Source organism: Alitiscatomonas aceti (assembly GCF_025567195.1).
In the GTDB taxonomy this organism is placed as follows: domain Bacteria; phylum Bacillota; class Clostridia; order Lachnospirales; family Lachnospiraceae; genus Alitiscatomonas; species Alitiscatomonas aceti.
The window spans coordinates 18781-41987 of the sequence record NZ_JAOQJF010000029.1 but is presented as its reverse complement, the minus strand read 5'-3'; the positions used below and the strand labels follow the sequence as shown (position 1 = coordinate 41987).

The following is a 23207-nucleotide window of genomic DNA, read 5'->3' as shown; positions in this document are numbered from 1 at the left end:
GGTGGAAGTGCAGCAATGTACGGAGCTGACTGTCACTAATCGGTCGAGGGCTTATCCAGAAAGGCTGTTTAAAAGGTTTCGGAAGTTCAGTATGTGGTTTTGAAGGCATAGTCCTTCAGATGGCCCGGTGGCTCAGCTGGTTAGAGCGCCGCCCTGTCACGGCGGAGGTCGTGGGTTCGAATCCCATCCGGGTCGCTCTTCTTAAATAGAAGAAACAATTTCATATCTGGGGTCTTAGCTCAGCTGGGAGAGCATCTGCCTTACAAGCAGAGGGTCATAGGTTCGAGCCCTATAGGCCCCACTTTTCAACTAAATGTGCCGATGTGGCTCAATTGGCAGAGCAGCTGATTTGTAATCAGCAGGTTATCGGTTCGAGTCCGATCATCGGCTCGAAAAACTCATTGAGCTGAAGACAATATGGGCGGGTTCCCGAGTGGCCAAAGGGGACAGACTGTAAATCTGCTGCAACTTGCTTCGGTGGTTCGAATCCACCTCCGCCCAGTAAAATAAGTATTGATATTTTCAAACTTATTGTATATAATAATATAAGAAACGTCGCGGGGTGGAGCAGTCTGGAAGCTCGTCGGGCTCATAACCCGAAGGTCGTAGGTTCAAATCCTGCCCCCGCAATTTTTATGCCCAGATAGCTCAGTTGGTAGAGCAGAGGACTGAAAATCCTCGTGTCGCTGGTTCGATTCCGGCTCTGGGCATTACAACTAAATAGTTGTATGGGATATTAGCTCAGTCGGTAGAGCACTTGACTTTTAATCAAGTTGTCCGGGGTTCGAATCCCCGATGTCTCATGATTATAAAATGGCGGAAAACCTAGTATTTATGCGGGTTTCCGCCATTTTTGTTGTAACCGTATGTGGGAGATTCTGGACTAAAGTAAATGTCCCATTTGTGTCCCAGAGGGGCATTCTGGATGGGAAATGTCCCAAAAATGTCCCAGATTTTTTTTCCTATAAAGCCAGGGCCTTGGCAACAACGTCCGGGGCTTTTTCTTTTTCATCCACGATGTGACTATACACCTCCAGGACCATCTTTTCATCGTCCCCCAGAAGCTGGGCAATCTTTTTAGTGGAGATTGCCGGAATCTGATAGCATAATTCCGTACAGTAATTATGGCGGAATATATGTGCCGTCAGACCAAAGATCACACGGATATTTTTGTTTCCACCAGCGGCAGCATTCATTTTGTCCACGATACGCTGCCACATCCTGGTATATCCAGTATGTGTCATGATCCGGGCATTCTGGTTATGGAAAAGATATTCCCCAGGGATAGAGGGCATATAATTTTTTAATTGCATCACCAGATAAGGCGGCATAGGGACTGTACGGTAGCCGTTATCCGACTTTGGAGACTTGGGAGAGGGATTATTGCCATCAAACTCAAAAGCCTGTCTGACGGTCAGTTCGGCTGTTTTAAGACATATGTCAGTTTTACGGAGGGCCAGTGCCTCTCCACGTCTTAGGCCGCAGCCGTAGAGGATATAAACAAAGGTCCGTTCCATAGGGCTGAAATCCGCTTTAGGGATCATTTTTTTCTCCAGATCAGTCAGGGGACGCCTCTCTTTTGCTTTATACCTGGGCAGTTCTATCCCCTCACAGATCGTCCGGAAGGCGCTTTCCGGCAAGAGGTGGTCTGAGATTGCGGATCGGATGACCTGCCGGAAGGTAAGCCGGATCTGCTGGCAGATACGCGGCCGGTCAATCGCGGAGTTGATAAGCATCTGGAAGTGCAGCTTACGGATGTCCTGGAGCCGGATCCCTTCCAGAACAGGAAAGTGATGCGTGATAATATTGAGGTACATTTTCCGCGTGTTTGTGCTCCGGACGGCCTTATAGGTTTCCAGCCATTCCGCAGCATACTCGCAAAACAGTGTATCTGATCCGCGCACGGCATCTCCGTTCCGGATCTTGGCCTTCAGCTCGATTACCTGTTTTTCCAGGTCCGCGCTGGATTTTTTTGACCGGAGTGTGACCCTGTGTTTCGTTCCGTCCTGGTTATAGGATCCGTCCCACGTCTTTGTTGTGAAATATCCGTCTGCTCCTTTGGTATATTTTGCTTTTGCCATCTTCGTTCCTCCTTTTTAAGTATAAAAACAACAGCCGTACAAATGTTTGGATTGCATGCTGTTTCCGAAGATGGTACAATGTTCTTGTGATTGGTTGTCACATTGTATCTCTTCGGAGATATCTGAAGCCGGTTCCTGTTGGCGCAGGGGCCGGTTTTTATTATTTCTGACGCGATAATCAATAGCCAGAACCGATCTGGACCATTTTGTTGACCTCAACGAAATGGTATTCAGATTTGACAAAATGGTCCAGGTGACATATAATATACTTAACAAGACAGCCGACAGGTAGGTGCACGCTACCCGTCCCGGCGAGTCAATAACCTAAAATAGTCGTCTCCTCCGCCAAGAGCAGGACGGCTATTTTTTATGGGTGTAATTCAGAATCGCAACAATCAAACTGGCTGTCGCCAGAATTATCATAAATTCCTCATATGTACTCATAAAGCATCTCCCCCTTTCCGAAAGGCTCGGAACGGATAGAGAGCTGCCGCCTGTTCGGCTGCCCGGATAAGTATATTATATTGTCAATGGGGTGCCCCTTGCGGTGAGGCAAGGGACACAAAGAAAAATTTTATTCAAGATGCTCAATTGCATAGTCCGCTTCTTCGGCTGTAAACTTTTCTCCATATTCAGAAACTAATTGATCACGAATTGCAGCAGGAGACATGCTCATAGTATCCTGGTAGACTTTGGCTTTTTCTAACGCATTAGAGTTCCAATCTGCCTCAATATTATCAATGGCATATTGGGCTTCACTCTCAGTAAAGGCCTCACCATGCTCAGAAATGAGCTGGTCATAAATAGCAGCCTTAGACATATGCATGGTTTCACTATAAGTCTTGGCTTTTTCTAAAGCGTTGATATTCCAATCTGCATCTAAATTATCAATAGCATACTGGGCAGCTTCTGGTGTAAATTGCTCACCGAATTCAGAGGTCAATTGGTTATAAATTCCGGCCTTGGACATGTACATCATATCACTGTAGGTTTTAGCTTTTTTTAATGCTGATTTATATTCTGTGGGAACAGAAGGCTCTGTTCTAGCAGTTGCTTGCTCTGCAATGGATGTTTGCGTTTCAACTGGTTCTATGGTGGACGTTTCCGCTTTGGGTTCGGCTGAAGAGATTTCAGTTGCAGAGACAGAAGGAATTGTATCTACGGAGTTGTCTGAACCGTTCCCCCCAAAAGCACTTCCTATTACACCAATAACAACTAGACCAATAACAACTTTAGGGAACATTCCCATCCCTTGCTTTTTACGACATTGAGGACAAATTTTTGCCCCATAGGGGATTTCTGTTTTGCAATGTTTGCAAACTTTTGTTGTGGGTTTTTCTTTTTTCATACTCATACTCCTTTTTCGTTTGATTATTTATTAAAACGCCGTAGGCTGTTTTAACCTTAATTCAACCAGTTCTTTCGGGTACCCTGTACCCTGGCAGAACTGCTCAATCGTGCATTCTTTGTATTCCGATATCATCTCATCGGATATCAGAAGATACGCTGCAAATAAATTTGCCCTTCGTTCCAGTTTTGAGTTAAGTAAAAACGTTTTGTTCCGGATAAAATAACAGTTTGATTTTCGATCAAGCAGAGCATGTCCCAGTTCGTGGGCCATTACAAGGATCAGCTCTTGACGGTTTAAAACGCTACTTAAAAAAATATACCGGTGATTTTTTAGAAACATATAGCACCCGTCGCATTTTAAATTACCTATTTGGTAAAGTACACCAAGCTGATCGGCAATCTCAAATGGATCAGTAGTTCCGAATTTACGGATACAGGATGCGACCATACGCTTGACCCTCTCAACATCCCCCATAAGTTACCACCTTTTATTTCTTTTTGCGGCCGTACTTTTCTTTGTTTATTATCTTAAGTCTGCGGAGGGCGAGATCTAACTCGTCCCGGAAAAGTTCTGCGGCTTCCGGATCCAATTCTTCTCCATCATAGGAGGCAGGACCTTCTTCTCCAGCAGACAACTTCTCCATAATCCGATTCAAGTCTTTGGCAATGTCCCGCTCATCTCTGGCAGTCAGAACAGGGGCTTCCTTTTTATCCTCTGTGCCGGTCATCAGATAGTCAATAGTTACCCCAAAATAATCAGCAATTTTTTGAAGTTTATCGTTTTTAGGCTTGCTACGACCACTTTTCCAGTCGGAGAAGGTTGATTTTGTAATTCCTGTTGCTTTTACAACATCTGAATCTTTTACTCCTTTTGAATCTCTTAACTTGCAATAAATTTCATACATAGTGCACTCCTCGTAAGTTTTAAAATCCGTACAAAAAACTATTGACAAGTTCTGAAATCCGTCTTATAATACAGGCACAAAGTTCGGAAATCAAAACAGCCAAGAGCTGTGGGTTATTTTATATCTGGTAAATGTATTATAACTGATTTCCGAACTAAAATCAATAGGAAAGTTCGGAAAGGAGGAAAAATATGTATGGACGATATGTTGCGCTAAGAGAAAAAAAGGGCGTGACTGATTACAGAGTGGCTGTAGAAACAGGGATTACAAAATCCACTTTTTCAGATTGGAAAAGTGGTCGTAGTGTTCCAAAGGCGGACAAGCTTCTTAGTTTGGCAAAGTATTTTGATGTACCCGTAGAGTATTTTCTGGAAGAAGAGAAGAGTCCCGATGTGTCTGTTGCTGAAGTGGGGAGGTGAGAGAAATGGGATCAAAGGAACGTTTAGAGAATGAAATTCTGGACTTTATTGAGAAAACAATAAAAGAGCCAATGTCGGAAAAAGCGATAGAAATACTCCCGGCGTTGGCTCATGAGTTGATTGAATTATGGAAAAGCTAATCTGCCTTGTTGTTTAGTTCAATAAGCTTATCGTAGATTACTTGCATAAATTCAGCAACTTTTTCTCCACCTTCTTTTGATGGAGGGGTGTTAGTATTGGACATTTTTGCAACAGTAATTTCCTTTACCATGTCTATTACATGTTTGTTACTAAGTTTATCCATAAAGCGCTCCTTTCTTTTATACTCGGCCTGGCGGGGCCTGTAAGTACAGTATAGAACTAAGAGGGAGAAAAAACAAGATTCAGAAGGTCGCGGATTATCTGGCGTGATCATTGAGGAATTGCTGAAGTAGGAGGTGAAGAAATATGAAATTTCCCAAGCCGATTATGAGGACGTCAGAACTGGTTAAAATGGGGTTTCCGGAAGAATTTCTCCGGCGGGCCTATGGGGATAAGAACCAGAGGTTTGCTACAAAACTGGATCCGATGAAATCGAATAGCCCCATTATTTATGATACAGAGGGGCTGTGGATCTGGTGGCAGAAACAGGTAGAGCTTCAGACAAAAACCATGCAGAGGAGGTGAGGACGATGAAAAGAAGACCAAAGCGGCCGACCGATGAGCAGGCGATGCTGATCGCAAAGGCCGGGCTGATGGCCAGGGACTGGCTGGTCCTGTGGGCATCAGAGCGCCAGATGTGCCTGGTGCATCGGGGAAACGGTAAGACCAGGAGAATCGAGATTTAACGGAGGTGAGGATGATGGAAAAAGAGATCCTGTACATGCCGGTGGGCCGGGTACGCCGCCGGAGAAGGACCTGGCACCGGACCATGAGAGATCTGGTCCGGATGCTGATGGCCGGAGGCGAGCTGATCGTCACAGGGATCCTGGCCGGGGCCGGATTCGGGATCGGGCTGGCAGCAGTGACAGTTTTATTATAGGCAGGGAGGTGCGGACATGAAGGACGGAAGCGTGGCAGTAAAGATTGATTTCCCGGGAAGCGACCTCGCAGGGGCAATCATTTTCCTGGAGGACTGGCAGGCCCGGGGGCTGAAAGCCCGGGTGGACAAACATAACCGATGGCTGCGGTCCCTGGGACGTCCGAAGGATTACACCATGGCACATGCCATCCACTTTGCGCTCGAGATGTACTTCAGATGGCTGGAAGAAAAAGAATCCCCGGAAGCGGTAACTTCCAGGGGACTCAGGTAAAAAATTCACACACCCTTATTGTAGGGCAAAAACAGGAGGAAATCAATGAAAAAATTGATTCGGGTTTCGACAGACTTAAAAGTGACCATTCACGACTACCCGGAAGGTGGAGCCTACCGGACTCACAATGAAGCATTCCACAAACTGATCGGCGAGGACTGTGAACTCTATGAAATAGTAAAGCCGAAAAGACTCTACACAAGGATTCTGACAGGAGTGGGGATGAAGAACAAAAGAACTCCGCTCGTGATGCTGGTTGACGAGGAAGGACTGCTTAAGAATTTGGAATCGAATATGCTGGGGAGCTGGCTGTACATGACAGACAGGCATGGTTGTCCGATTGCAGGTAACGTACTCTTTGTTGGAACTGAATACAGCGGTATGGGAATTGATATCTGCGGAATTCAGGAAGACATAGCGGAAGCATTGAGCGAGGAGTTGAAAAAGGTGATTGAGAGGATTGCAGGATGATGCCAGCCCAGAAGTATGTACTTCCTGATCGTATCGCCTGGCTGGAAGCAAGAAAAAACCATATCGGCGGGTCGGATGCGGCTGCCTGTGTGGGGCTGAGTCCCTATAAGGACAACGTCCAGCTCTGGGAGGAGAAGATGGGGCTGGTACTTCCGGAGGATATCTCAGACCGGGATTATGTCCGGTATGGAACCGAGGCAGAGGGGCATCTGAGAGCGCTGTTTGCCATGGATTTCCCGCAGTACCAGGTCCTGTATGAGGAGAACAACATGTTCCTTAACCCGGAGTACCCCTGGATGCATGCCTCCCTGGACGGGGAGCTTGTGGATCCGGATGGGCGGCACGGGATCCTGGAGATCAAGACCACGGAGATCCTCCAGGGAGCGCAGACCGTCAAGTGGAACGGGAGGATCCCGGACCAGTATTACTGCCAGATCCTCCATTACCTGGCTGTGACGGGATATGATTTCGTGGTCTTAAAGGCACAGTTAAAGGACAGCCGGAGCGGAGAGCTTCGGATCACGACAAAGCACTATTTTATGGAGAGGGATGAGGTCCTGGAGGATATCCGGTGGCTCGTGGAGGCCGAAAAGGGCTTCTGGGACTGCGTGGTCTCCGGACGGAGGCCGTATCTCATCCTTCCGGTTATTTAGGAGGCAGCTATGGAGTTAAAGATTTACAGCCCGCAGGATAACGGGTTTGCACAGGTGGTTAAATGGAATTTCCAGGAACTGAAAGCGGAGATCTCGGAGACGGTCCGGGACTATGAGATGGCCGTGTATACGGATGATACCATCAAACAGGCCAGGGCGGACCGGGCAAAGCTACGGAAATTTACGGAGGCCCTGGAGGACAAGCGGAAAGAGATCAAAAGGAAGTACCTGGAGCCGTATGAGCAGTTTGACCGGGAAGAAAAGGAACTGGTGGCCATCGTACAGGCTGCCATTGACAATATCGACAGCCAGGTAAAGGCATATGAAGAGCGGCTCCGGAAAGAGAAAACGGATAAGATCCGGGAGTTTTATGAGGACAACATCCATGACATCGGGGAGTATCTTCCCTTTGAGCGGGTCATGCGGCCGGAATATGCCAATGCCAGCGTGACTATGAAAGCGGTCAAGACGGAGATCCTTGCCATGATCCAGAGGGTGGATGAGGGCCTTGCAGTCTTAAATGAGGTGGACAGCCCCTATGCCGCCGACATGAAAGCCGTATTTTTAAAGACCTATGATATCGGCGCGGCACTGGCCGAGCAGAACCGCCTGGAGGCGGCAGAAAGAAAGCGCCAGGAGTATGAGGCAGAGCGGGCCAGGCAGAAGGCCGAGCGGGAAGCCAGAGAAAAGAAGGAGACCGAGCAGATCATCCGGGCCGGACAGAAGGCTGAGACGTCTCCCACTGCGGCCGCAGAAGAGCCGCAGCCGGAGGAACCGGTGACTGCGATCGATATGCGGGTGTATGTGACCAGGGCCCAGATGGTGCAGTTAAAGCAGTTTTTAAAGGATAACGGGATCCAGTTCGGACCCGTTCCGCAGCAGTAAAAGGAGGAAACAAAAATGGCAGTAGGAAACAGTCTGACAAAAACACAGCCGAAAGCAGACCGTGTGGAATTTGAGGTGGCCGGTGAGAAGATCGTCTTAACCCCTCAGACCGTGCGGGATTACCTGGTAAGCGGAGACAAAGAGCGGGTGACCATGCAGGAGGTTGTCATGTTTATCAATCTCTGCAAATATGCGGGCTTAAACCCGTGGTTAAAAGAGGCGTACTGCATCAAGTATGGGAACGAACCGGCCACGATGGTCGTCGGCAAAGAAGCGTTTATGAAGCGGGCCGAAAAAACACCGGGATTTGACGGCATGGAGGCCGGTATTATCGTAATGTCCGGGAACGAGGTCGTATACAGGACCGGAACCCTGAAACTTCCCGGAGAGGAGCTTGTGGGGGGATATGCGGAAGTGTACCGGAAGGACCGGTCCCACACATATCGTATTGAGGTATCCTTTGATGAGTATGCCGGCCGGAAGAAGGATGGCTCCTTAAACAGCCAGTGGTCCAAGAAACCGGCTACGATGATCCGCAAGGTGGCTCTGGTACAGGCGCTCCGGGAAGCGTTTCCGGAAAGTTTCTCCGGCATGTACAGTGAGGAGGAAGGGGGTGGATCGGAAGCCTCTTTCCTGGCTCCTCCGGCTCCGGCAGAGGCCGATGCAGCCGTTTCTGAGCTTCAGCCCCAGAGACCGGCGCAGATCCAGGAGCCGGTGACTCCCCCGCCCACCCAGCAGGGAGGACAGGCCGGTGTGCAGATGGATATGGCATCGGCGTTCTTTAACGACTAAGGAGGTGAGAGCAGATGCCGATCACGTTTGACAACATCGCCGGAGGAGAGCTGGCGGAAAAGTTTTCCATGGCTCTGGCCCAGATCGGACGGAATATCATAGATCCCAACATGGATCCGGAGGCCGCCCGTGGGATGACCATAAATCTCAAATTCAAGCCCTCAAAAGCCGGGACGATCCAGGTCGCATTTAACATCAGGACAAAGCTGGCCGGGATCGCAAAGACAGAAACAGTATTCCTGATCGGCCAGGATGCCCGTACCGGGCGGGTGGAAATGTCCGAGTATGGAAATAACCGCCCGGCCGTGACAGGAGCCTATGATGCGGTCCCTGCGGATCCAGGGGCACATGAAAAAGCGTTTGACCCGGATACGGGAGAGATTTTAGAAGAGGAGCGGCGGGGGCCTATTGACCTCCGGTCAGCCAGATAAAAGAAAGGAGAATTAGATATGTTGGAAGGATTAAAAGAAGCATTACAGTATGTGGTGGGGCTGGGGAACAGCTCCGAGAAGGTACAGGTCGTGGAGATCTGCGGGGAGACGTATGCCAACCGGCGCCTGGAGCGCTACGGGGCTCCGAAGCGGGCGGAAGCTGTGGAGGCATCCACTCTGTCTTCGATGGCAGAGTATATTTCACGCTGCTCTGAGGAGTTTAAGGGCAATAAGATGATCATCCATGTGGAGAGCCCGAAGCTGGTCAGCCTGGTCTCCTTCCTGGACGGGGAGAGAAAAAGGGAATGCCTTTTCTCCTCAAAGGCAGAAACATCCGAATTCCAGTTCGGACGATGGTATGACCAGGAAGAGTTCATGATCGCACTCCAGTCCAATTTCCAGATGACCCCGGACCTGGAGGCCATCATGAAATTTGCTGGAAATGTAGAAAAGAAAAACGAGCAGACGTATTCGGATGACGGCAGGACGCAGGTGGCTACAATGAATGTGGGTGTGGCATCGAAGGCGGATGTGATCGTGCCGAATCCGGTGGAGCTGATCCCGTTCCGTACCTTCCAGGAAGTGAAGCAGCCGCGCAGCCAGTTTGTGTTCCGGATCAGCGACAAAGGGGCCCCGGCCTTTAAGATCGTAGAGGCAGAGGGAGGCATCTGGAAGAACGAAGCAGTCCAGAACATCAAGGAATACTTTGAAAACGAACTCGGAGACGCGCCGAAGGAGATCCTGGAGCATATCACGATCATCGGGTAAAGCATAAAAAGACAGCCCTCCCCTTTTTTAATATGTCACAGTAAAATATCCCGGCGTTTTGGCTGTCGACGCCGGGGATCAAAGGAGAGAGACGTATGAACAGCAGGCAGAAAGGAAGCCGTGGGGAGCGGGAACTGGCAAAGATCTTTCGGGAACATGGATATGAGGCAAGACGAGGACAACAATATTGCGGAATATCCGGAGATGCGGACGTGGTCGGGCTTCCAGGAATCCATGTGGAGTGTAAGAGAGTTGAAAAGTTAAATCTTCTGGATGCGATGGGGCAGGCCATGCGGGATGCGAAGGATGGAGAGTTGCCTACAGTCTTTCATCGGCGCGATCGGTGCGAATGGCTTGTTACCATGAGGTTAGAGGACTGGTTTTCCTTGTTTCGTGAATGGGAAGCAGGTATCGAATTAAGACAGAAAGATGAAAGGTAGGTGACTGCCTTTATGAATTATATTGCCCAGATCAATGCGTTCTGGGATTCGGCCACAACAAATCCGTTGTCTACAGGGCAGGTGTCGTTATACTTTGCGTTATTGCATGTATGCAACAGGAGCAACTGGACAGAGTGGTTTGCAGCGCCGAATCAGGTGCTCTCGGTACTGACAGGTTTATCCAGGTCAGGAATACTGAAAGCGAGAAACGAATTGAAGCAGAGAGGGCTGATTGACTTTCAGGAAAAGGCCACGAAGGCCACTAAATATAAAGTCACTATGGCAAATAGTAAGCAAGTTAGTACGCAAATTGGTGTGCAAGATGGTACGCAAATTGGTGTGCAAGATGGTACGCAAATTAGTGACACATTATATAAACATAAACAAAACGAAAAGAGTAGTACTGACGTACTACCAGAAAAGACGGATGCCTTTTCTGACCAGATCACCACGATTCGAGAGCTTTATAACTCCGTTTGCGGGTCGTATCCCCGCCTGGTGAAAATGTCAGAGGCAAGAAAGAAGGCGATCCGGGCCAGGCTGAGAGCTGGATATACCGTAGAGGATTTCCAGAAGCTCTTTGAGATGGCAGAAGCAAGTGATTTCCTGAAAGGCAAGAACAATCGAAACTGGTCCGCCACTTTTGACTGGCTGGTGGCGGATTCCAACATGGCCAAGGTTCTGGACGGAAATTATACGGACAGGAAGAGCGCAAAGGAGCGTGACGGGGATGCGGATCGGAGACCGGCGGCGGATTTTTATAAACAGTTCATGCCAGGTGGAAGCAACCGTGAAGATGGTCCGGCCATACGGACAGGGACGGGACCGCTGCCTCCTGGTGACGTATGATGTGCCCGGATATGGGGAGACACAGCCGTTTATGATGCCATGTGGATCCGAGTCCCCGTATGCAGATGACCCGTCCAGGCGGATTTCCAGGAGCATGATGCCCGAAGGGTATATGCAAAAGACCGGTAAGGACTTTGACTGGAGCCTGTATGGGGAGGATACAGAGCCGCAGAAAAAGATTGTAAATGCCTTTGTAACCAGGTACGCAGAATTTGAGCGATCTGGCCGGGGACTCTATATTTTCTCAAAAGTCAAAGGATCCGGGAAAACATTTCTGGCCTGTATCCTGGCTAATGAGATTGCAGCGAGAAGGCCGTTTTCGCTTAAATTTATTACGCTTCCAGACCTCATCGAACTGGTAAAGAGCCGCGATGAATTGGATCGTCAGACATTGGACGGCCTGTATGCTTGCCGACTGCTGATTATGGACGACATAGGCGCCCATGACGGGGGACAGGCATGGATCAATGAGGCCATCTTCCGGCTGATCGATTACCGGTACCGGGAGCGGAGACCGGTGATCTTTACCAGCAACTGCGATACCAGCCATCTGGACTGCAATGAGCGGATTGCGGACCGGATCGAGGCAATGACCGTTCCGCTCCGGATGCCGGAGGTACGGGTCAGAAAACAGATTGCGGCAAGGGAGTCTGGAGAATTTTTAAGATCTGTGATGGGATAGGAGACACAGGATGGAAGAGGAAGAAAAAACAGGTATAGAGCTGGTGCAGACACCTGCGTATTATCCGGATGTGGGATTGGAGCAGGCGGACCAGAGCATCAAGGCCTGTCTGCTGGATGCCGGAAGAAATGTGATCGCTGTCGGATATTATCTCAAGGTGATCCGGGACCGGGAGCTCTTCCGGGATGCTGGTTATGAGACCATCTGGGATTATGCCAGAGAGACGTATGGATTCAGCAAATCGACAGCGTCCCGGTACATGGCACGGAATGACCGGTTTTCGGTCGGCGGGAACAGCCCGGTCATGGCAGAGGAGTACCGGGAGTACAGCAAGGCCCAGCTCCAGGAGATGCTGTCCCTGGATGCAGAGCAGATGGAGCAGGTGACGCCGGAGATGACTGTGCGGGAGATCCGGGAGTTAAAACGGCCAAAAGAGATCCCGTATTATGAGATCCCGGGACAGCTCTCCATGGGAGAGGTGAGCCTGGAGGATTTCCTGGGAGCGGCGGAAGAGCCGGAAACCGCGAAGGATCCGGAAACTCCGGACTGTCCGGAATGCAGCAGTTCAGAGAGCCACACGATCCGGCCGGAAGATTTCTTCCCAGCCAGTCAGCCGGGAGACTGCATACACCGCCCGGGATTTGCATGTACGCTTCCGGAAGAGGCAAAACAATCGCCGGGAACCGGAGCAGACTGCAGTACACACTGCTGCTGGGACTGCGTAAAACATGGAGACTGCCGGCTGGAGTGCCATGCATCCGCGGGACGCGAGGGAAGAATTGCGACGTCGCAACGGATCCTGGAAGATGTCGAGCAGGAGCTTGCTGCGGAAACGCAGCAGAAAGAGGCTGGGTGCTGCGAAAACCGCAGCGGAGAATTATCAGCATATGGTACTCCGGCCAGGATATATCCAGCAGACAGTCTGATTGCGACTGCGGGCTGTGAGGGCGGCCATGATTGTTTCTCCTGTTCCGCGGAGTGCGGGATCCGGAAGAAAGACCGGTGGTGTGTGGAAGCTCCCTGTGGAAATCCGTTTCCCTGTGAGATCCTTCCGCATCTGGAGGAGGTCCGGGAACATGTAAGAGATACTTGTGAGTTCACAAACCATGATCTGGCTTATCACCGGGCCGGAGACGGGGAGCCTGATCCATGCTGCAAGCACTGCAAAGAGCCATGCGAGTACATATGCGGGCGGGCCATGAAAGCCCTGGATACCGGGGATAAGGCAGCGGAGAGCCTGGAGGAGCCGTCAGAAGAGTCAGTAACCGTAGAGGCCAGGGAGCCGGATCCGGAGGAACCAGCCGCCAGTGACCAGGATTTACTTCGGGGAATGCTGGAGAAGGAACAGAGCTTCCTGGAGGAGATGCTGGCAATCGATCAGACGGATCCTCTTCCGGATAACATGGTCAGAAAGAAAAAGCTGCTGGTCGGGGCCCTGGCCGGGATGCTGTGTGATCTGGAAGTCGTGGAAGAAGAGGAAACGGAGCAGCCGGAACTCCCGAAGCTGAAAAATAATGACCAAAGGAAAGAGTGGCTCCAGAATTACCAGGAATGGGGCATCTGGTACATAGATGACCATATCGGATGCCGGTATTACAAGTATGATTTTGACAACGGGGCCCGGCTCATCGTGGAGGAGTATGATGAGCGGAACGAATTCACCGGTGATGCGTATGTATCCGCCTATTATCATCTGGTGGGCGGCCCGGAGCCGCCGAAACATCCCATGCATGGAGCTTGCAAATGGGCCTGGCATGAAAAATACAACCGGTATCCGGACAGCATGACGGAGCTGATCGAATTCCTGAAGGCTGTCCAAAAAGGCGAGGAATAGGAGGGGGAACCATTGAAAATCCGGAGTATTGCAGAAGCGAAAAAGAAGATTAAGATCGGGTCAAAGGTTATGATAACGACCCAGAAGGCATGCGCCAAAGACTCATTTGGGGCAGTTAAGACCGGGATCCCGAGACAAGCGGTTGTTATTGGCATTTATGAGTATTTTGTCCATGTACAGCTGGAGAGCGGAGTATGTGAGAGCGTGATGTGGATGGATCTGATCAATGCCAGGGAATAGGTACAGGAGGGAAGAAATATGTTTGTGAAACAGATTGATATGGCAAAAGCCCTGGAACTGGCGGCGAAGGGGATGGAGATCAAGGTCCTGGCCCCGATCGGCCAGGAAGACGGCTGGGAGAACTTGGTCCCGGATACTCTCCAGCACATGCTTGAGGGAGTAATATTCTTTCGGCAGGAACCGGCCCTGGAGAAGGAGATCCTTCCAGTAGTTTCCAGAGAGGAGCCAGAGCCGCCAGCAGAAAAGTCCCTGTCGGATCTCACGAAGGAATTGAAACAGGCCAGACTGCAAAAAGGGAAGCTGGATGTGGACATCGGGAAGATGAAGGCCCTGCGGGAGGCCGGATGGAGCTACGCGAAGATCGCGGATGAGATGCGGATCAGCGAAGGGAGCGTATATAACTATCTCAAGCGGGCAGAGGAGGAAGTAAAATGATCAAAGACAGTGGGGAGCGCACAAAATTTGGGACCGGAGCTGTCCGGGACATGCATGCGGGCAAGGGGAGGATGGATCTCCTCCCTCTGTCGGCGCTGATCGAGTTGTCAAAGCACTGTGAGGAGGGGGCCCTAAAGTACGGCGAGCACAACGTGGACAAGGGGATCCCGCAGCACAGCCTCTGCGACTCGGCTATGCGGCACCTGGTCAAGTATATGCGCGGCGATACAGACGAGCCCCATCTGAGGGCGGCAGCCTGGAATCTTATGTGGGCACTTAACCAGTCCGTAGAGTGTCCAGAGCTAGTGGATATGCCATGGAGGGAGGAGGAAGAGCGATGAAAAATAAAGAGGGATACTCGGATCCGACTGCGGGCAGAGCGATCCGGGAGGCCGACCGGCCGCCGGAGAACGTGGTCATGTTCCGGCGGATGATCAAGTCGATGTGCACGATCTTCCATCTCCGGATCCTGGGCAAGGTGACGATTGTGGATGAGAAAGGACGACGGTGGTGATGACGAGAGCGGAGAGGAGGCGTCTGGAAAAGGCCGGAGCCAGGAGGGAGCCGGTCTACACGTTGACCCAGACCCAGATCAATGAGATCCGGAAGCAGGCGGTCCTGGAGCGCAAGGAGGAGCTTAAGGCCAGCATATCCAGAGAGATCGACGAGCGGATCCAGAAGGAGTGGGCCGCACGCGAGGCGGCGCTGACAGGAGAAACAGACGAGGAGCAGATCCTAAAGGTCCTGTGCCTTCTCCTGGCGGTGCCAGCCAAGGTCCTATGTGAAAAATTCCGTTGGAAACCGATTGAGGATGAGAATGACCGGAGATCACGGCTTTTACAGTTTTCTGAGGCCGTGGTGAAAGAGGTCAACCGGACATTTGAAAATGATAATGTGGACATCCGGGTGATCGGCGAGGAAGTATATGAGAAATACGGTGTGAGATTTGAAGTGAGGTGAGGCCGTTGGACCAGAGCGTCTTAGTCCAATACAGCGAGGTTATGGAGGAGATCAAGGATTTAAGGGAGAGGATCCGGAAGCTGGACCGGTTTTTATCGGATCCGCCAATCGTTTCGGATACGGTCCGGGGAACCCGGAAGAACGGGACCATCGGTCCGATCAAGATCACGGGGATCCCGGTACCGGAGTACCAGCGGAAGGAAAAGATGCGGGACCAGTACAGGGAGATGCTGGAAGAGAAGGAGGCAGAGCTCCTGGAGCTGACCTGTAAGGCAGAGGAGTACATAGAGTCGATCCCGAAGGCAGAGATCCGGATCATGTTCCGGCTGTATTACATTGACGGGCTTACCTGGGAGCAGGTGGCCAGGCAGATGAATCGGGCATTTCCGAAAAAGAGGATTTCTTATACTGCGGACAGCTGCCGGATGCGGGCGAAAAGATTTTTTGAAAAATTTTAAAAATGTTCGCCAATGTTCGGTAAAAACGTGGTAGTCTATAGACTGGGAGCCGGAGGCGGAGAGCTGCCGGCCCCCATCTTCCTCATCCAAGTACTTATCCCCGTAAGCCCGTCCATCCCAGGCGGGCATTGACGGAACATCTTCCCAAACGGGAGGAAGCGTGAGCCGTAAAACCGAGCCGCAGGTTCGAATCCTGGTGTTCCGATGTTGTCACAACCTCCTATACAGTATATCCCGGGCGGCCATCGTACCGCCTGGAGAACTAAAAACTTGAGGGGAATCGAACCCCTGTCCACATGGAGACATCCTCGAAAGAGGGTGTTTTTTGTATGCTTTAATTATTTAAAGATGCTAAATATATTGTATTTTAACAATTCAAATGGTATACTGAATTTATTACAAACGAAAGAGGATGGGGATTATGGGACTGAATGAAAATGTAATAAAAGTACATATTGCTGTGTTTTTTGAAGAAAGTCCGGATGCTTTTAAGTTAGCTTTGGCTTTAAAGGAAACTTTTTCAACTATGTTTCCGAATGATCCTCAAATGATTCCGCTTCCTCCAGAAGCTCCAGCTGACGCTCCAAGATGTGTTTTTCAAAATGCAGAAGGAAGTGCTAATTTGACATTTGGTTTAAACCGAATGGATTTGGATAATTTGTTAAAAGTAGGGAGCCCTTGGAGAAACCATATTGAGGTTATAGAATTAGCATTTATTGCCATATGTAAAGCCTGTGAAATAAAAATTAAGCGGTTGGGTATAGTGGTACAGACATTAGCTGATGATATTTTGATTCAAAATGTAAATAACAAGATTGATATTAACAATTTCTCTGAAAGCGATGAAAAAAGTATTGCTTGGGTTGTGCATGAAAAAGTATGCGATTCATTGAAATTTAATGTAAATACCAATATACAGATTAATTATAAAAATCCTGAATCTAATGGGATTTTGACATTTGACGTTAATACAAGTGTTAATTCGTGTTTACCCAAAGAGGATACCGAGCTAGTGAAAATAATTGGTTTACTGTTGGATCGAATTGAGGAGAAGATGAAAGATGTTTTCAACTAATAATGGTGATAGTAAAATTATCAATATACACAATCTGTCAGATAGAGGTATGCGTGCAGCTGGCGCAGAGGAAACATCAAGTATATTACCGGCAGCGGACGAATATACTAATACAAGAAGTGCTGTGTCAAAACAATTTGACGAGTATTTAAAGTCCATAAATACTCAAGAATTAAAGAGAGAGGTTGATGGCATGGGCGAAAATAAATTACTTGAAATGTATATAGAAAAAGTTGATAAAGATCAACGAGAGCTTCGGGAAAATATGAAAGAACGAGAGGAGAGAGTCGAAAAACAAATTGAAGCTTCTGAGGCAAGGGAAAATGAACGAATGAATCGAATAGAGCAGATGATTTCGTCTCAAAATGAAAAAATAGATTCTTTAAAAGAAAAGATAAGTGAGCAATTGGAAGAAGATAAGAAGTATCGTCATACAAATAATATTGCTATTGTCACGGGAGTAGTTGCAACTGTGATTGCCTTAATTGGAATTTACTATGCAACAGTTTCTATGATTACTGATATCATTGGAGTTACAATAAAATAAGAAGGATAATTTTTGAGAGGATAGCTTTGGCTATCCTTTTCCTTTGCCCAAAAACCAACGAATAGGAGGTGATTGACATGGCCAGAGCGCCGGATTCACAAGATGGTGCCTTTTTATATATCAACATATTGTGTATAACATGTTAATAACTACAAAATACAGACTGGAGGTGAGCCGAGATGGCATTAACGCCAAAGCAGCAGCTGTTTGTGGAGGAGTATCTGATTGATCTGAATGCCACCCAGGCTGCCATCAGAGCCGGGTACAGCCCGAATAATGCAGATAAGATCGGGAGTGAGCTGCTAGGGAAAACCAGAGTTTCAGAGGCAATAAAAATAGCAATGGCTGAGCGGTCCCGTCGGACCGGGATCAACCAGGACCGGATCCTGGCAGAACTGGCCAAAATTGCCCTGGTGAATCCGGCCAGGGTGGTCAACTTCGACGAGGCCACGATCCGGAAAGATGCGCTTCCGGAGGATCTGGCGGCAGTGGCCTCTGTAAAGGTCAAGCGCTTCCCGACCAAAGACGGGGAGGGGATCGAGCGAGAAGTCAAATTCCACGATAAAAACAAAGCGCTGGATCTGGCAGGACGGCATCTCGGGATGTTTAAGGACCGGCTGGAACTGTCTGGCGGCCTGGAGGCCGAAAAAACAAAGCTAGATGATCTGATCCAGCAGATGAGGAAGGACAATGTATGAGCACCGAACGATTATTACTGTCGGATAAATATAAAGCCTTCCTGCGATGCGACGCCCCTGTGGAGTTCCTGGAAGGAACCACAGCTGCCGGAAAAACAACAGTAGGCCTGTTTAAGTTTATGCTCAAGGTGGCCGAATCACCTAAAAAGCTCCATATCATTGCGGCCAAGGACACCGGTACTGCCGAAAAGAATATCATAAACAAGGATCTGGGAATCATTGATGATTTTGGTATCCTGGCTGAGTACAATGGTAACGGGACCAAGGATGATAAGATCCCGCATATCCTGTTCCACACATCCCGCGGGGATAAGGTGGTATATGTTATGGGCTATGGAGATAAAAAGAAGTGGCAGAAGGCTCTGGGCGGCCAGTATGGATGCCTGTACATCGATGAGATCAATACGGCAGATATTGACTTTGTGCGGGAGGCTGCCATGCGATGTGACTATCTCATGGCCACGCTCAATCCGGACGATCCGAATCTGGATGTTTACAAAGAGTACATAAACTGCTCCAGGCCATTGCCAGAATGGGAAGAAGAGACACCAAAGGAAATCAAGGACGAGCTGAAAGAAGAACCAAAACCCGGATGGGTACACTGGTTCTTTTCTTTTTCGCATAACCTGGGACTCCCAAAAGAAAAGTTGGAGAAGATCATGGCCAACACCCCGAAGGGGACCAAGATCTGGAAGAACAAGATCCTGGGGCTCCGGGGGAAGGCAACCGGCGTTGTTTTCAGTAACTTCGACCGCGCGCGTCATGTGCGATCAGAAGCCTGGGCGATGCAGTTTGTACAGCTCCCCGGAGAACGGAAAAAAGAAGAATTTTTTATGTACTTTTCTGCTGGCATAGATACATCCTATTCCCAGCAGTCTCCGGATACAATCGCAATCTCCTTTCTGGGGATCACGAATAAAGGACGCTGTGTCGTGCTGGGTGAAAAGGTGTATAACAATGCTGCCATGGAGATTCCCCTGGCCCCTTCTGATACGGTATGGAATATCGTGGATTTTTTAGACCGGAATAAAAAGAAGTGGGGCCTGGCCCGGAACGCATTCCTGGACACTGCCGATCAGGCAACTATGCAGGAATGGAACAAATATAAGCGTCGGAATGGCTGCGTATACACATTAAATAATGCCTGGAAACAGATGGAGATTATCGATCGTATCAATGCCCAGCTGGGATGGATGGCCTACGACGATGCGGCCGACATTGAACCATGTTTTTATGTACTGGACAGTTGCCCGAACTATATAACGGAACTAGAAACATACAGCTGGCGGGAAGATAAAGACAACGTTCCAGAGGACCGGAACGATCATATGGTCAACTCCGTGCAGTATGCATGGATCCCATACCAGAGCAAGATTTTCAGGAGGTGATCCGGATGAACCGGTTACAGGAATTTATAAAACGGATATTTAGGATCGAACCGGCCAGAGACAGAGAAATCGTGATCATCGAACCCCATACGTTTATTGCAGACGTGATCCGTAATAAACTTTGGTACCGGGGAGACAGTGCGGAACTGGAGCAGTACTTTAAAAAGACGGCCAGATGGGACGTTGAGAAGGCACGTTTCTGGGCGGCAAAGGCCCAGGGCAGCGTCAGAAAAATGCACAGCGGCATTGTAGCGATAGTCGTGGACCGCTACCGCGATATCGTGCTGGCGGATCTGGACCGCGTGTCTTTCGGAGAGGGGCAGATGGAGACGAGCGAAATCTGGCAGGAAATTTTTGAAACGACACATCTTAACGATGTGATCGGGGATGGGATATCCGGTGCGCTCTCCTCTGGAGATGGGGCATTTAAGATCACCGCAAATGAGCTGAGTCCTTACCCGGTTGTGGAATTTTATGATGCCGAAAATGTGGATTATGTGTATGTTCATTCCAGACTGAAGGAAATCAAGTTCTATACCAGCTATAAAGACGGAGGAAAGGATATACGCCTGGAGGAGATCTACGGATACGGATACATTCGGTATCACCTGTATGATGATGCTGGAAAAGAGATTCCCATGGACAGGCTTCCGCAGACGGCAAACCTGATAGATATCGGAATTGAAGGGAATCTTCTCCTGGCGGTCCCGTTCCGGGTCCTGTCCTCGGTTAAGTATAAAAACCGTGGCAGGGCTCTTTTTGATGCCAAAACAGACGTGTTGGACGGCCTGGATGAGGTGATCAGCCAGTGGATCGATGCGATCCGTATGGGACGGATCAAGCGGTACATACCGGAGAACCTGATTCCGCGCGATCCGGATACTGGTAAGCTGCTTCCGGCCAACCCGTTTGACAATGATTTTATCGCTATCGGAGATAACATGGCCGAAAATGCCAGCCAGCAGGTAGCGGTTTCCCAGCCACAGATCTCCTATGAGGCGTATGTGGAGAGTTATTCCAGCTTTTTGGATATGGTGCTCCAGGGAATCATGTCCCCGGCCACGCTGGGTATCGATCTGAAAAAGACCGATAACGCCGAATCGCAGCGGGAGAAGGAAAAGGTTACGCTGCATGTAAGAAATAAAATTGTAGATGCCCTAAATGAGATGCTTCCGCAGCTGATCCGGGCTGTGATGCAGTGCTACGACCTTATGTGCCAGAAAACTCCAGGAGAGTATAATCCATCCGTCAAGTTCGGGGAGTATGCATCCCCGGATTTTGGGACCACGGTGGAGACCGTAGGAAAGGCCAGGCAGTACGGCATCATGAGCGTGGAGACGTCTGTGGATCAGCTTTACGGGGATACCTGGACAGATGAGGAGAAGAAAAACGAGGTGGAGCGGTTAAAGGCCGAACAGGGGCTTATAGAACTGGAGGAACCAGCGGTAAACCGAGATACAAATCTATTACAAAGGGGAAACAAGGATGCAGGTGAAGGTCATGAGCCGGATCTACCGGATGAGTAAAACGGAATATCAGGGGCTTTTACAGGTGGCCAGTGAACAGGTGCCGTTCGGGATCTATGCGGTGGAAAAACAGGGATATGCTGAGCTCCGGTGTGACCGGTGCAACAGCGTTACACGGCTGAAGGAGCTGACCAGGCAGTTTAAAAGCCAGGGATTTAAAGTGTATGCGAACGGGAGGTGAGTGCCATGGAAGTGCCGGGATTTACATTGCTGTTACAGGATTTCTGTGGGTACTGCCCGGACTTTGATGCAGAAGTGGATACGTTTGATTGCAAGTCTCTTGGAGGGGCTCCAAAAGCGACCCACAGTATTCGGTGCAGGAACCGCCGCCGCTGTGCCAGGATTGCAGAAAATCTGAAAGTGAAGCAGCAGAATGAATGAGTATGATATTGCTGCCGCTTTCCAGGCCATTGAAGAGGAACTGATCGCCTCCATGATCCGTAATATGGACCGTCACCGGGCAGAAGAAACGAAAGAAGGTTATGAATGGTCCATGTGGCAGGCAGAACAGCTGAAAGCCCTGGAAAAATACAAACGGGAGAACCAGAAAAAGTATACGAAGCGGTTTAAGGAGCTGAACGGAGAGATTGAGGATCTGATCCGGCAGGCCAGACAGGCCGGCAGCATGGGACAGGAGATCCAGATCCTGGAAGCCATAAAAAAAGGCTTTACGGCCCGGAAATCTGAAAAAGGTATGATGGCGGAATTTTTCAAGTTGAACGAGCGGAAGCTGGAAGCGCTGATCCAGGCAGTTCTGGACGATATGGAGAAGGCGGAGACGGCAGTTTTAAGGAAATCCAATGACGATTACCGGAAAGCCATCTATAACGCACAGGTTTACGCGAATACCGGTGCCGGAACCTATGAGAAAGCTGTGGATATGGCTACCAGGGATATGCTTTCCCGTGGCCTTAACTGTGTCGTATATTCCAACGGTGCCAGACACACACTGGCTGATTATGCGGATATGGCGATCCGGACGGCCAGCAAACGGGCATATCTCCAGGGCGAGGGGGAAAAGCGGAAGGAATGGGGGATCACGACCGTTATCTTGGCTAAGCGTGGAAATCCCTGTCCTAAGTGCGTTCCATTTTGCGGGAAGGTTCTGATCGATGATGTGTGGAGCGGCGGCCCGGAGGATGGCGTGGATCCGGAGACAGGAAAGAAATATCCGCTTATGAGCAGGGCGATTGAGAAGGGCCTGTATCATCCGAGATGCAAGGACAGCCACACAACCTATTTCCCAGGGATTTCGACGGCAGACGATACCTGGACAAAAGAGGAACTGGAACAAATTGGCTTGAATGTGAAGCGGGAAGCCCGGAGACAGTACGCAGAACGCCAGGAAGAAAAGTTCAGTCGTATGGCAGAATATTCATTGGATACGGAGAACCAGGAGACTTACAAGAAAAAAGCCGAAGAATGGAAGCACATTCAGATCCAGGAAGACAGCACGGAAAAGTACAGGGCCGTAGATGTTACAGAGGAATGGTTTAGAGATGCACAGCCGGATTCACATGAGGTAACAGATTTATTTGAATACATAGTAGATGGAATCACATACAAGGTTGACGGAAAATATGTGCGGTTGGATTATTCGGACAGGGAAAAAGAAGTGGCACAGCTTCTGGAGCACAGGCTTGGCGGCGAACTATTTATGGTTCCCCGGATTTTAAATCCGCCAGGTATTTCTACACCCGATTATCTTTTCAGAGGAGAGGCATTTGATCTGAAGGAATTACAGGGAACAAGTAAAAATCTAATCTACAATGTAATTTCAAAAAAGAAGAGGCAGGCGTGTAATTTCATTCTGGATATTTCCTGCTGCCCTTTGCCCGAAGAAGAGTTATGCAGACAGGTAGATGGAATTTACTGGTCAAAGCATACGACCTTTGTGGACAAAATTATACTTGTTAAGGGTGGGGAGATAAGAAGAATTTTTAGAAGAAGATAATTAAGAAAAGCGATGGCCCAACCCAGTATGCGGGGGTCAGGTATCGCTTTTCATAAAAGATATATCTTAGGTAT

The 23207-nt window shown here is 49.3% G+C and carries 35 protein-coding genes and 8 tRNA genes; 38 read left to right on the top strand and 5 right to left on the bottom strand.

The genetic code is table 11. The annotated features are described in order from the left end of the window. Positions 1–121 precede the first annotated feature (121 nt). The 7 genes from OCV69_RS12845 to OCV69_RS12815 all read left to right on the top strand — a co-directional run bounded on the left by OCV69_RS12845 (position 122) and on the right by OCV69_RS12815 (position 803). Positions 122–195, top strand: a tRNA-Asp gene (locus tag OCV69_RS12845). A 33-nt stretch (positions 196–228) separates the two neighbouring features. After that, a tRNA-Val gene (locus OCV69_RS12840) sits at positions 229–301 on the top strand. 16 nt (positions 302–317) lie between these two features. Then, positions 318–390 (top strand) — tRNA-Thr (locus OCV69_RS12835). A 29-nt stretch (positions 391–419) separates the two neighbouring features. Continuing rightward, positions 420–501 (top strand) — tRNA-Tyr (locus OCV69_RS12830). Positions 502–556: 55 nt separating this feature from the next. Continuing rightward, positions 557–630, top strand: a tRNA-Met gene (locus tag OCV69_RS12825). 7 nt (positions 631–637) lie between these two features. Further along, positions 638–710: transfer RNA gene (locus OCV69_RS12820), tRNA-Phe, on the top strand. A 20-nt stretch (positions 711–730) separates the two neighbouring features. Beyond that, positions 731–803 (top strand) — tRNA-Lys (locus tag OCV69_RS12815). A 159-nt stretch (positions 804–962) separates the two neighbouring features. Here OCV69_RS12815 and OCV69_RS12810 read toward each other — a convergent pair. The 4 genes from OCV69_RS12810 to OCV69_RS12795 form a co-directional block, all read right to left on the bottom strand. Next, positions 963–2081 carry a tyrosine-type recombinase/integrase gene (locus OCV69_RS12810; RefSeq protein ID WP_158359556.1) on the bottom strand — a complete coding sequence of 373 codons (1119 nt, stop codon included), beginning with the start codon at positions 2079–2081 and terminating at the stop codon, positions 963–965. 574 nt (positions 2082–2655) lie between these two features. After that, positions 2656–3429 carry an Ltp family lipoprotein gene (locus tag OCV69_RS12805; protein ID WP_262563137.1) on the bottom strand — a complete coding sequence of 258 codons (774 nt, stop codon included), beginning with the start codon at positions 3427–3429 and terminating at the stop codon, positions 2656–2658. Between the two features lie 30 nt (positions 3430–3459). Continuing rightward, positions 3460–3906 carry an ImmA/IrrE family metallo-endopeptidase gene (locus OCV69_RS12800; protein ID WP_158359554.1) on the bottom strand — a complete coding sequence of 149 codons (447 nt, stop codon included), beginning with the start codon at positions 3904–3906 and terminating at the stop codon, positions 3460–3462. Between the two features lie 13 nt (positions 3907–3919). Further along, positions 3920–4336: a helix-turn-helix domain-containing protein gene (locus OCV69_RS12795; RefSeq protein ID WP_158359552.1), complete on the bottom strand. Its 417-nt coding sequence runs from the start codon at positions 4334–4336 to the stop codon at positions 3920–3922. Between the two features lie 191 nt (positions 4337–4527). Here OCV69_RS12795 and OCV69_RS12790 point away from each other — a divergent pair, with 191 nt between their 5' ends. Both OCV69_RS12790 and OCV69_RS12785 read left to right on the top strand, forming a co-directional pair. After that, entirely contained in the window at positions 4528–4755 is a 228-nt protein-coding gene (locus OCV69_RS12790) for a helix-turn-helix domain-containing protein (protein WP_158359550.1), read from the top strand. Positions 4756–4760: 5 nt separating this feature from the next. Beyond that, complete coding sequence (locus OCV69_RS12785) at positions 4761–4895, top strand: hypothetical protein (protein ID WP_262563136.1); 135 nt, start codon at positions 4761–4763, stop codon at positions 4893–4895. Here OCV69_RS12785 and OCV69_RS12780 read toward each other — a convergent pair. Further along, the gene (locus OCV69_RS12780) at positions 4892–5059 is read right to left on the bottom strand and encodes a hypothetical protein (RefSeq protein ID WP_262563135.1); all 168 of its coding nucleotides are present in this window, start codon (positions 5057–5059) and stop codon (positions 4892–4894) included. The two genes, OCV69_RS12785 and OCV69_RS12780, sit on opposite strands and share 4 nt — an antisense overlap. A 143-nt stretch (positions 5060–5202) precedes the next feature. On the opposite strand from OCV69_RS12780, the gene OCV69_RS12775 reads away from it, so the two are divergent. The 29 genes from OCV69_RS12775 to OCV69_RS12635 all read left to right on the top strand — a co-directional run bounded on the left by OCV69_RS12775 (position 5203) and on the right by OCV69_RS12635 (position 23133). Next, a complete protein-coding gene (locus tag OCV69_RS12775; protein WP_158359548.1) occupies positions 5203–5421 on the top strand; it encodes a hypothetical protein in 219 nt (72 codons plus the stop codon). Positions 5422–5426: 5 nt separating this feature from the next. Beyond that, positions 5427–5582 carry a DUF6906 family protein gene (locus OCV69_RS12770; RefSeq protein ID WP_262563134.1) on the top strand — a complete coding sequence of 52 codons (156 nt, stop codon included), beginning with the start codon at positions 5427–5429 and terminating at the stop codon, positions 5580–5582. An 11-nt stretch (positions 5583–5593) separates the two neighbouring features. Further along, positions 5594–5776: a hypothetical protein gene (locus OCV69_RS12765; RefSeq protein ID WP_158359546.1), complete on the top strand. Its 183-nt coding sequence runs from the start codon at positions 5594–5596 to the stop codon at positions 5774–5776. A 16-nt stretch (positions 5777–5792) separates the two neighbouring features. Continuing rightward, on the top strand, positions 5793–6047 hold the full coding sequence (locus OCV69_RS12760) for a hypothetical protein (protein WP_158359545.1): 255 nt from the start codon (positions 5793–5795) through the stop codon (positions 6045–6047). Between the two features lie 45 nt (positions 6048–6092). Continuing rightward, complete coding sequence (locus OCV69_RS12755) at positions 6093–6518, top strand: hypothetical protein (RefSeq protein WP_158359543.1); 426 nt, start codon at positions 6093–6095, stop codon at positions 6516–6518. After that, positions 6515–7171: a YqaJ viral recombinase family protein gene (locus tag OCV69_RS12750; protein ID WP_262563133.1), complete on the top strand. Its 657-nt coding sequence runs from the start codon at positions 6515–6517 to the stop codon at positions 7169–7171. Before OCV69_RS12755 ends, OCV69_RS12750 begins: the two co-directional genes overlap by 4 nt. Before the next feature lie 9 nt (positions 7172–7180). Beyond that, the gene (locus OCV69_RS12745; protein ID WP_158359541.1) at positions 7181–8056 is read left to right on the top strand and encodes a DUF1351 domain-containing protein; all 876 of its coding nucleotides are present in this window, start codon (positions 7181–7183) and stop codon (positions 8054–8056) included. 15 nt (positions 8057–8071) lie between these two features. Then, the gene (gene bet, locus OCV69_RS12740; RefSeq protein WP_158359539.1) at positions 8072–8848 is read left to right on the top strand and encodes a phage recombination protein Bet; all 777 of its coding nucleotides are present in this window, start codon (positions 8072–8074) and stop codon (positions 8846–8848) included. Positions 8849–8862: 14 nt separating this feature from the next. Then, positions 8863–9279, top strand: coding sequence for a hypothetical protein (locus OCV69_RS12735; RefSeq protein WP_158359538.1), 417 nt, complete (start codon positions 8863–8865; stop codon positions 9277–9279). An 18-nt stretch (positions 9280–9297) separates the two neighbouring features. Next, positions 9298–10047 carry a hypothetical protein gene (locus OCV69_RS12730; RefSeq protein WP_262563132.1) on the top strand — a complete coding sequence of 250 codons (750 nt, stop codon included), beginning with the start codon at positions 9298–9300 and terminating at the stop codon, positions 10045–10047. A gap of 95 nt (positions 10048–10142) precedes the next feature. Further along, the gene (locus OCV69_RS12725; RefSeq protein ID WP_158359536.1) at positions 10143–10487 is read left to right on the top strand and encodes a putative PDDEXK endonuclease; all 345 of its coding nucleotides are present in this window, start codon (positions 10143–10145) and stop codon (positions 10485–10487) included. 12 nt (positions 10488–10499) lie between these two features. Continuing rightward, positions 10500–11336 carry a hypothetical protein gene (locus OCV69_RS12720; protein WP_158359534.1) on the top strand — a complete coding sequence of 279 codons (837 nt, stop codon included), beginning with the start codon at positions 10500–10502 and terminating at the stop codon, positions 11334–11336. Then, entirely contained in the window at positions 11284–12018 is a 735-nt protein-coding gene (locus tag OCV69_RS12715) for an ATP-binding protein (protein WP_262563139.1), read from the top strand. Before OCV69_RS12720 ends, OCV69_RS12715 begins: the two co-directional genes overlap by 53 nt. 10 nt (positions 12019–12028) lie before the next feature. Then, a complete protein-coding gene (locus tag OCV69_RS12710; protein WP_158359530.1) occupies positions 12029–13852 on the top strand; it encodes a hypothetical protein in 1824 nt (607 codons plus the stop codon). A 12-nt stretch (positions 13853–13864) separates the two neighbouring features. Then, on the top strand, positions 13865–14092 hold the full coding sequence (locus tag OCV69_RS12705; RefSeq protein ID WP_158359529.1) for a hypothetical protein: 228 nt from the start codon (positions 13865–13867) through the stop codon (positions 14090–14092). 18 nt (positions 14093–14110) lie between these two features. Then, on the top strand, positions 14111–14527 hold the full coding sequence (locus OCV69_RS12700) for a helix-turn-helix domain-containing protein (protein ID WP_158359527.1): 417 nt from the start codon (positions 14111–14113) through the stop codon (positions 14525–14527). Then, positions 14524–14868, top strand: coding sequence for a dATP/dGTP diphosphohydrolase domain-containing protein (locus OCV69_RS12695; RefSeq protein ID WP_158359525.1), 345 nt, complete (start codon positions 14524–14526; stop codon positions 14866–14868). The genes OCV69_RS12700 and OCV69_RS12695 overlap by 4 nt, the downstream gene beginning before the upstream one ends. Beyond that, positions 14865–15041 carry a hypothetical protein gene (locus OCV69_RS12690; RefSeq protein WP_215654059.1) on the top strand — a complete coding sequence of 59 codons (177 nt, stop codon included), beginning with the start codon at positions 14865–14867 and terminating at the stop codon, positions 15039–15041. The genes OCV69_RS12695 and OCV69_RS12690 overlap by 4 nt, the downstream gene beginning before the upstream one ends. Further along, positions 15041–15487: a hypothetical protein gene (locus tag OCV69_RS12685; RefSeq protein WP_262563131.1), complete on the top strand. Its 447-nt coding sequence runs from the start codon at positions 15041–15043 to the stop codon at positions 15485–15487. Before OCV69_RS12690 ends, OCV69_RS12685 begins: the two co-directional genes overlap by 1 nt. Before the next feature lie 41 nt (positions 15488–15528). Continuing rightward, entirely contained in the window at positions 15529–15945 is a 417-nt protein-coding gene (locus OCV69_RS12680; RefSeq protein WP_158359523.1) for a hypothetical protein, read from the top strand. A gap of 132 nt (positions 15946–16077) precedes the next feature. Beyond that, positions 16078–16150 (top strand) — tRNA-OTHER (locus tag OCV69_RS12675). 216 nt (positions 16151–16366) lie between these two features. Further along, positions 16367–17020: a hypothetical protein gene (locus tag OCV69_RS12670; protein ID WP_158359521.1), complete on the top strand. Its 654-nt coding sequence runs from the start codon at positions 16367–16369 to the stop codon at positions 17018–17020. Beyond that, on the top strand, positions 17007–17567 hold the full coding sequence (locus tag OCV69_RS12665; RefSeq protein WP_158359520.1) for a hypothetical protein: 561 nt from the start codon (positions 17007–17009) through the stop codon (positions 17565–17567). The genes OCV69_RS12670 and OCV69_RS12665 overlap by 14 nt, the downstream gene beginning before the upstream one ends. Positions 17568–17746: 179 nt before the next feature. Continuing rightward, entirely contained in the window at positions 17747–18265 is a 519-nt protein-coding gene (locus OCV69_RS12660) for a terminase small subunit (RefSeq protein ID WP_158359518.1), read from the top strand. Continuing rightward, the gene (locus OCV69_RS12655) at positions 18262–19653 is read left to right on the top strand and encodes a terminase (protein ID WP_158359516.1); all 1392 of its coding nucleotides are present in this window, start codon (positions 18262–18264) and stop codon (positions 19651–19653) included. The genes OCV69_RS12660 and OCV69_RS12655 overlap by 4 nt, the downstream gene beginning before the upstream one ends. Before the next feature lie 5 nt (positions 19654–19658). Next, positions 19659–21179, top strand: coding sequence for a capsid protein (locus OCV69_RS12650; RefSeq protein WP_262563130.1), 1521 nt, complete (start codon positions 19659–19661; stop codon positions 21177–21179). Next, positions 21139–21360, top strand: a complete 222-nt coding sequence (locus OCV69_RS12645; RefSeq protein WP_158359514.1) for a hypothetical protein — start codon at positions 21139–21141, stop codon at positions 21358–21360. The genes OCV69_RS12650 and OCV69_RS12645 overlap by 41 nt, the downstream gene beginning before the upstream one ends. Before the next feature lie 5 nt (positions 21361–21365). Then, positions 21366–21560, top strand: coding sequence for a hypothetical protein (locus OCV69_RS12640; RefSeq protein ID WP_158359512.1), 195 nt, complete (start codon positions 21366–21368; stop codon positions 21558–21560). After that, entirely contained in the window at positions 21553–23133 is a 1581-nt protein-coding gene (locus OCV69_RS12635) for a phage minor capsid protein (RefSeq protein WP_158359510.1), read from the top strand. The genes OCV69_RS12640 and OCV69_RS12635 overlap by 8 nt, the downstream gene beginning before the upstream one ends. The last annotated feature ends 74 nt before the right edge of the window (positions 23134–23207 follow it).

Excerpts from the sequence above, each read along its gene's own strand:
- OCV69_RS12795 (WP_158359552.1), bottom strand. The coding sequence starts at position 4,336 with ATGTATGAAATTTATTGCAAGTTAAGAGATTCAAAAGGAGTAAAAGAT.
- OCV69_RS12695 (WP_158359525.1), top strand. The coding sequence starts at position 14,524 with ATGATCAAAGACAGTGGGGAGCGCACAAAATTTGGGACCGGAGCTGTC.
- OCV69_RS12710 (WP_158359530.1), top strand. The coding sequence starts at position 12,029 with ATGGAAGAGGAAGAAAAAACAGGTATAGAGCTGGTGCAGACACCTGCG.
- OCV69_RS12645 (WP_158359514.1), top strand. The coding sequence starts at position 21,139 with ATGCAGGTGAAGGTCATGAGCCGGATCTACCGGATGAGTAAAACGGAA.
- OCV69_RS12800 (WP_158359554.1), bottom strand. The coding sequence starts at position 3,906 with ATGGGGGATGTTGAGAGGGTCAAGCGTATGGTCGCATCCTGTATCCGT.
- OCV69_RS12735 (WP_158359538.1), top strand. The coding sequence starts at position 8,863 with ATGCCGATCACGTTTGACAACATCGCCGGAGGAGAGCTGGCGGAAAAG.
- OCV69_RS12725 (WP_158359536.1), top strand. The coding sequence starts at position 10,143 with ATGAACAGCAGGCAGAAAGGAAGCCGTGGGGAGCGGGAACTGGCAAAG.
- OCV69_RS12685 (WP_262563131.1), top strand. The coding sequence starts at position 15,041 with ATGACGAGAGCGGAGAGGAGGCGTCTGGAAAAGGCCGGAGCCAGGAGG.
- OCV69_RS12780 (WP_262563135.1), bottom strand. The coding sequence starts at position 5,059 with ATGGATAAACTTAGTAACAAACATGTAATAGACATGGTAAAGGAAATT.
- OCV69_RS12790 (WP_158359550.1), top strand. The coding sequence starts at position 4,528 with ATGTATGGACGATATGTTGCGCTAAGAGAAAAAAAGGGCGTGACTGAT.
- OCV69_RS12700 (WP_158359527.1), top strand. The coding sequence starts at position 14,111 with ATGTTTGTGAAACAGATTGATATGGCAAAAGCCCTGGAACTGGCGGCG.
- OCV69_RS12765 (WP_158359546.1), top strand. The coding sequence starts at position 5,594 with ATGATGGAAAAAGAGATCCTGTACATGCCGGTGGGCCGGGTACGCCGC.
- OCV69_RS12660 (WP_158359518.1), top strand. The coding sequence starts at position 17,747 with ATGGCATTAACGCCAAAGCAGCAGCTGTTTGTGGAGGAGTATCTGATT.
- OCV69_RS12755 (WP_158359543.1), top strand. The coding sequence starts at position 6,093 with ATGAAAAAATTGATTCGGGTTTCGACAGACTTAAAAGTGACCATTCAC.
- bet (WP_158359539.1), top strand. The coding sequence starts at position 8,072 with ATGGCAGTAGGAAACAGTCTGACAAAAACACAGCCGAAAGCAGACCGT.
- OCV69_RS12720 (WP_158359534.1), top strand. The coding sequence starts at position 10,500 with ATGAATTATATTGCCCAGATCAATGCGTTCTGGGATTCGGCCACAACA.
- OCV69_RS12810 (WP_158359556.1), bottom strand. The coding sequence starts at position 2,081 with ATGGCAAAAGCAAAATATACCAAAGGAGCAGACGGATATTTCACAACA.
- OCV69_RS12745 (WP_158359541.1), top strand. The coding sequence starts at position 7,181 with ATGGAGTTAAAGATTTACAGCCCGCAGGATAACGGGTTTGCACAGGTG.
- OCV69_RS12750 (WP_262563133.1), top strand. The coding sequence starts at position 6,515 with ATGATGCCAGCCCAGAAGTATGTACTTCCTGATCGTATCGCCTGGCTG.
- OCV69_RS12655 (WP_158359516.1), top strand. The coding sequence starts at position 18,262 with ATGAGCACCGAACGATTATTACTGTCGGATAAATATAAAGCCTTCCTG.
- OCV69_RS12730 (WP_262563132.1), top strand. The coding sequence starts at position 9,298 with ATGTTGGAAGGATTAAAAGAAGCATTACAGTATGTGGTGGGGCTGGGG.
- OCV69_RS12775 (WP_158359548.1), top strand. The coding sequence starts at position 5,203 with ATGAAATTTCCCAAGCCGATTATGAGGACGTCAGAACTGGTTAAAATG.
- OCV69_RS12785 (WP_262563136.1), top strand. The coding sequence starts at position 4,761 with ATGGGATCAAAGGAACGTTTAGAGAATGAAATTCTGGACTTTATTGAG.
- OCV69_RS12760 (WP_158359545.1), top strand. The coding sequence starts at position 5,793 with ATGAAGGACGGAAGCGTGGCAGTAAAGATTGATTTCCCGGGAAGCGAC.
- OCV69_RS12680 (WP_158359523.1), top strand. The coding sequence starts at position 15,529 with ATGGAGGAGATCAAGGATTTAAGGGAGAGGATCCGGAAGCTGGACCGG.
- OCV69_RS12650 (WP_262563130.1), top strand. The coding sequence starts at position 19,659 with ATGAACCGGTTACAGGAATTTATAAAACGGATATTTAGGATCGAACCG.
- OCV69_RS12690 (WP_215654059.1), top strand. The coding sequence starts at position 14,865 with ATGAAAAATAAAGAGGGATACTCGGATCCGACTGCGGGCAGAGCGATC.
- OCV69_RS12640 (WP_158359512.1), top strand. The coding sequence starts at position 21,366 with ATGGAAGTGCCGGGATTTACATTGCTGTTACAGGATTTCTGTGGGTAC.
- OCV69_RS12665 (WP_158359520.1), top strand. The coding sequence starts at position 17,007 with ATGTTTTCAACTAATAATGGTGATAGTAAAATTATCAATATACACAAT.
- OCV69_RS12770 (WP_262563134.1), top strand. The coding sequence starts at position 5,427 with ATGAAAAGAAGACCAAAGCGGCCGACCGATGAGCAGGCGATGCTGATC.
- OCV69_RS12715 (WP_262563139.1), top strand. The coding sequence starts at position 11,284 with ATGGTCCGGCCATACGGACAGGGACGGGACCGCTGCCTCCTGGTGACG.
- OCV69_RS12635 (WP_158359510.1), top strand. The coding sequence starts at position 21,553 with ATGAATGAGTATGATATTGCTGCCGCTTTCCAGGCCATTGAAGAGGAA.
- OCV69_RS12670 (WP_158359521.1), top strand. The coding sequence starts at position 16,367 with ATGGGACTGAATGAAAATGTAATAAAAGTACATATTGCTGTGTTTTTT.
- OCV69_RS12805 (WP_262563137.1), bottom strand. The coding sequence starts at position 3,429 with ATGAAAAAAGAAAAACCCACAACAAAAGTTTGCAAACATTGCAAAACA.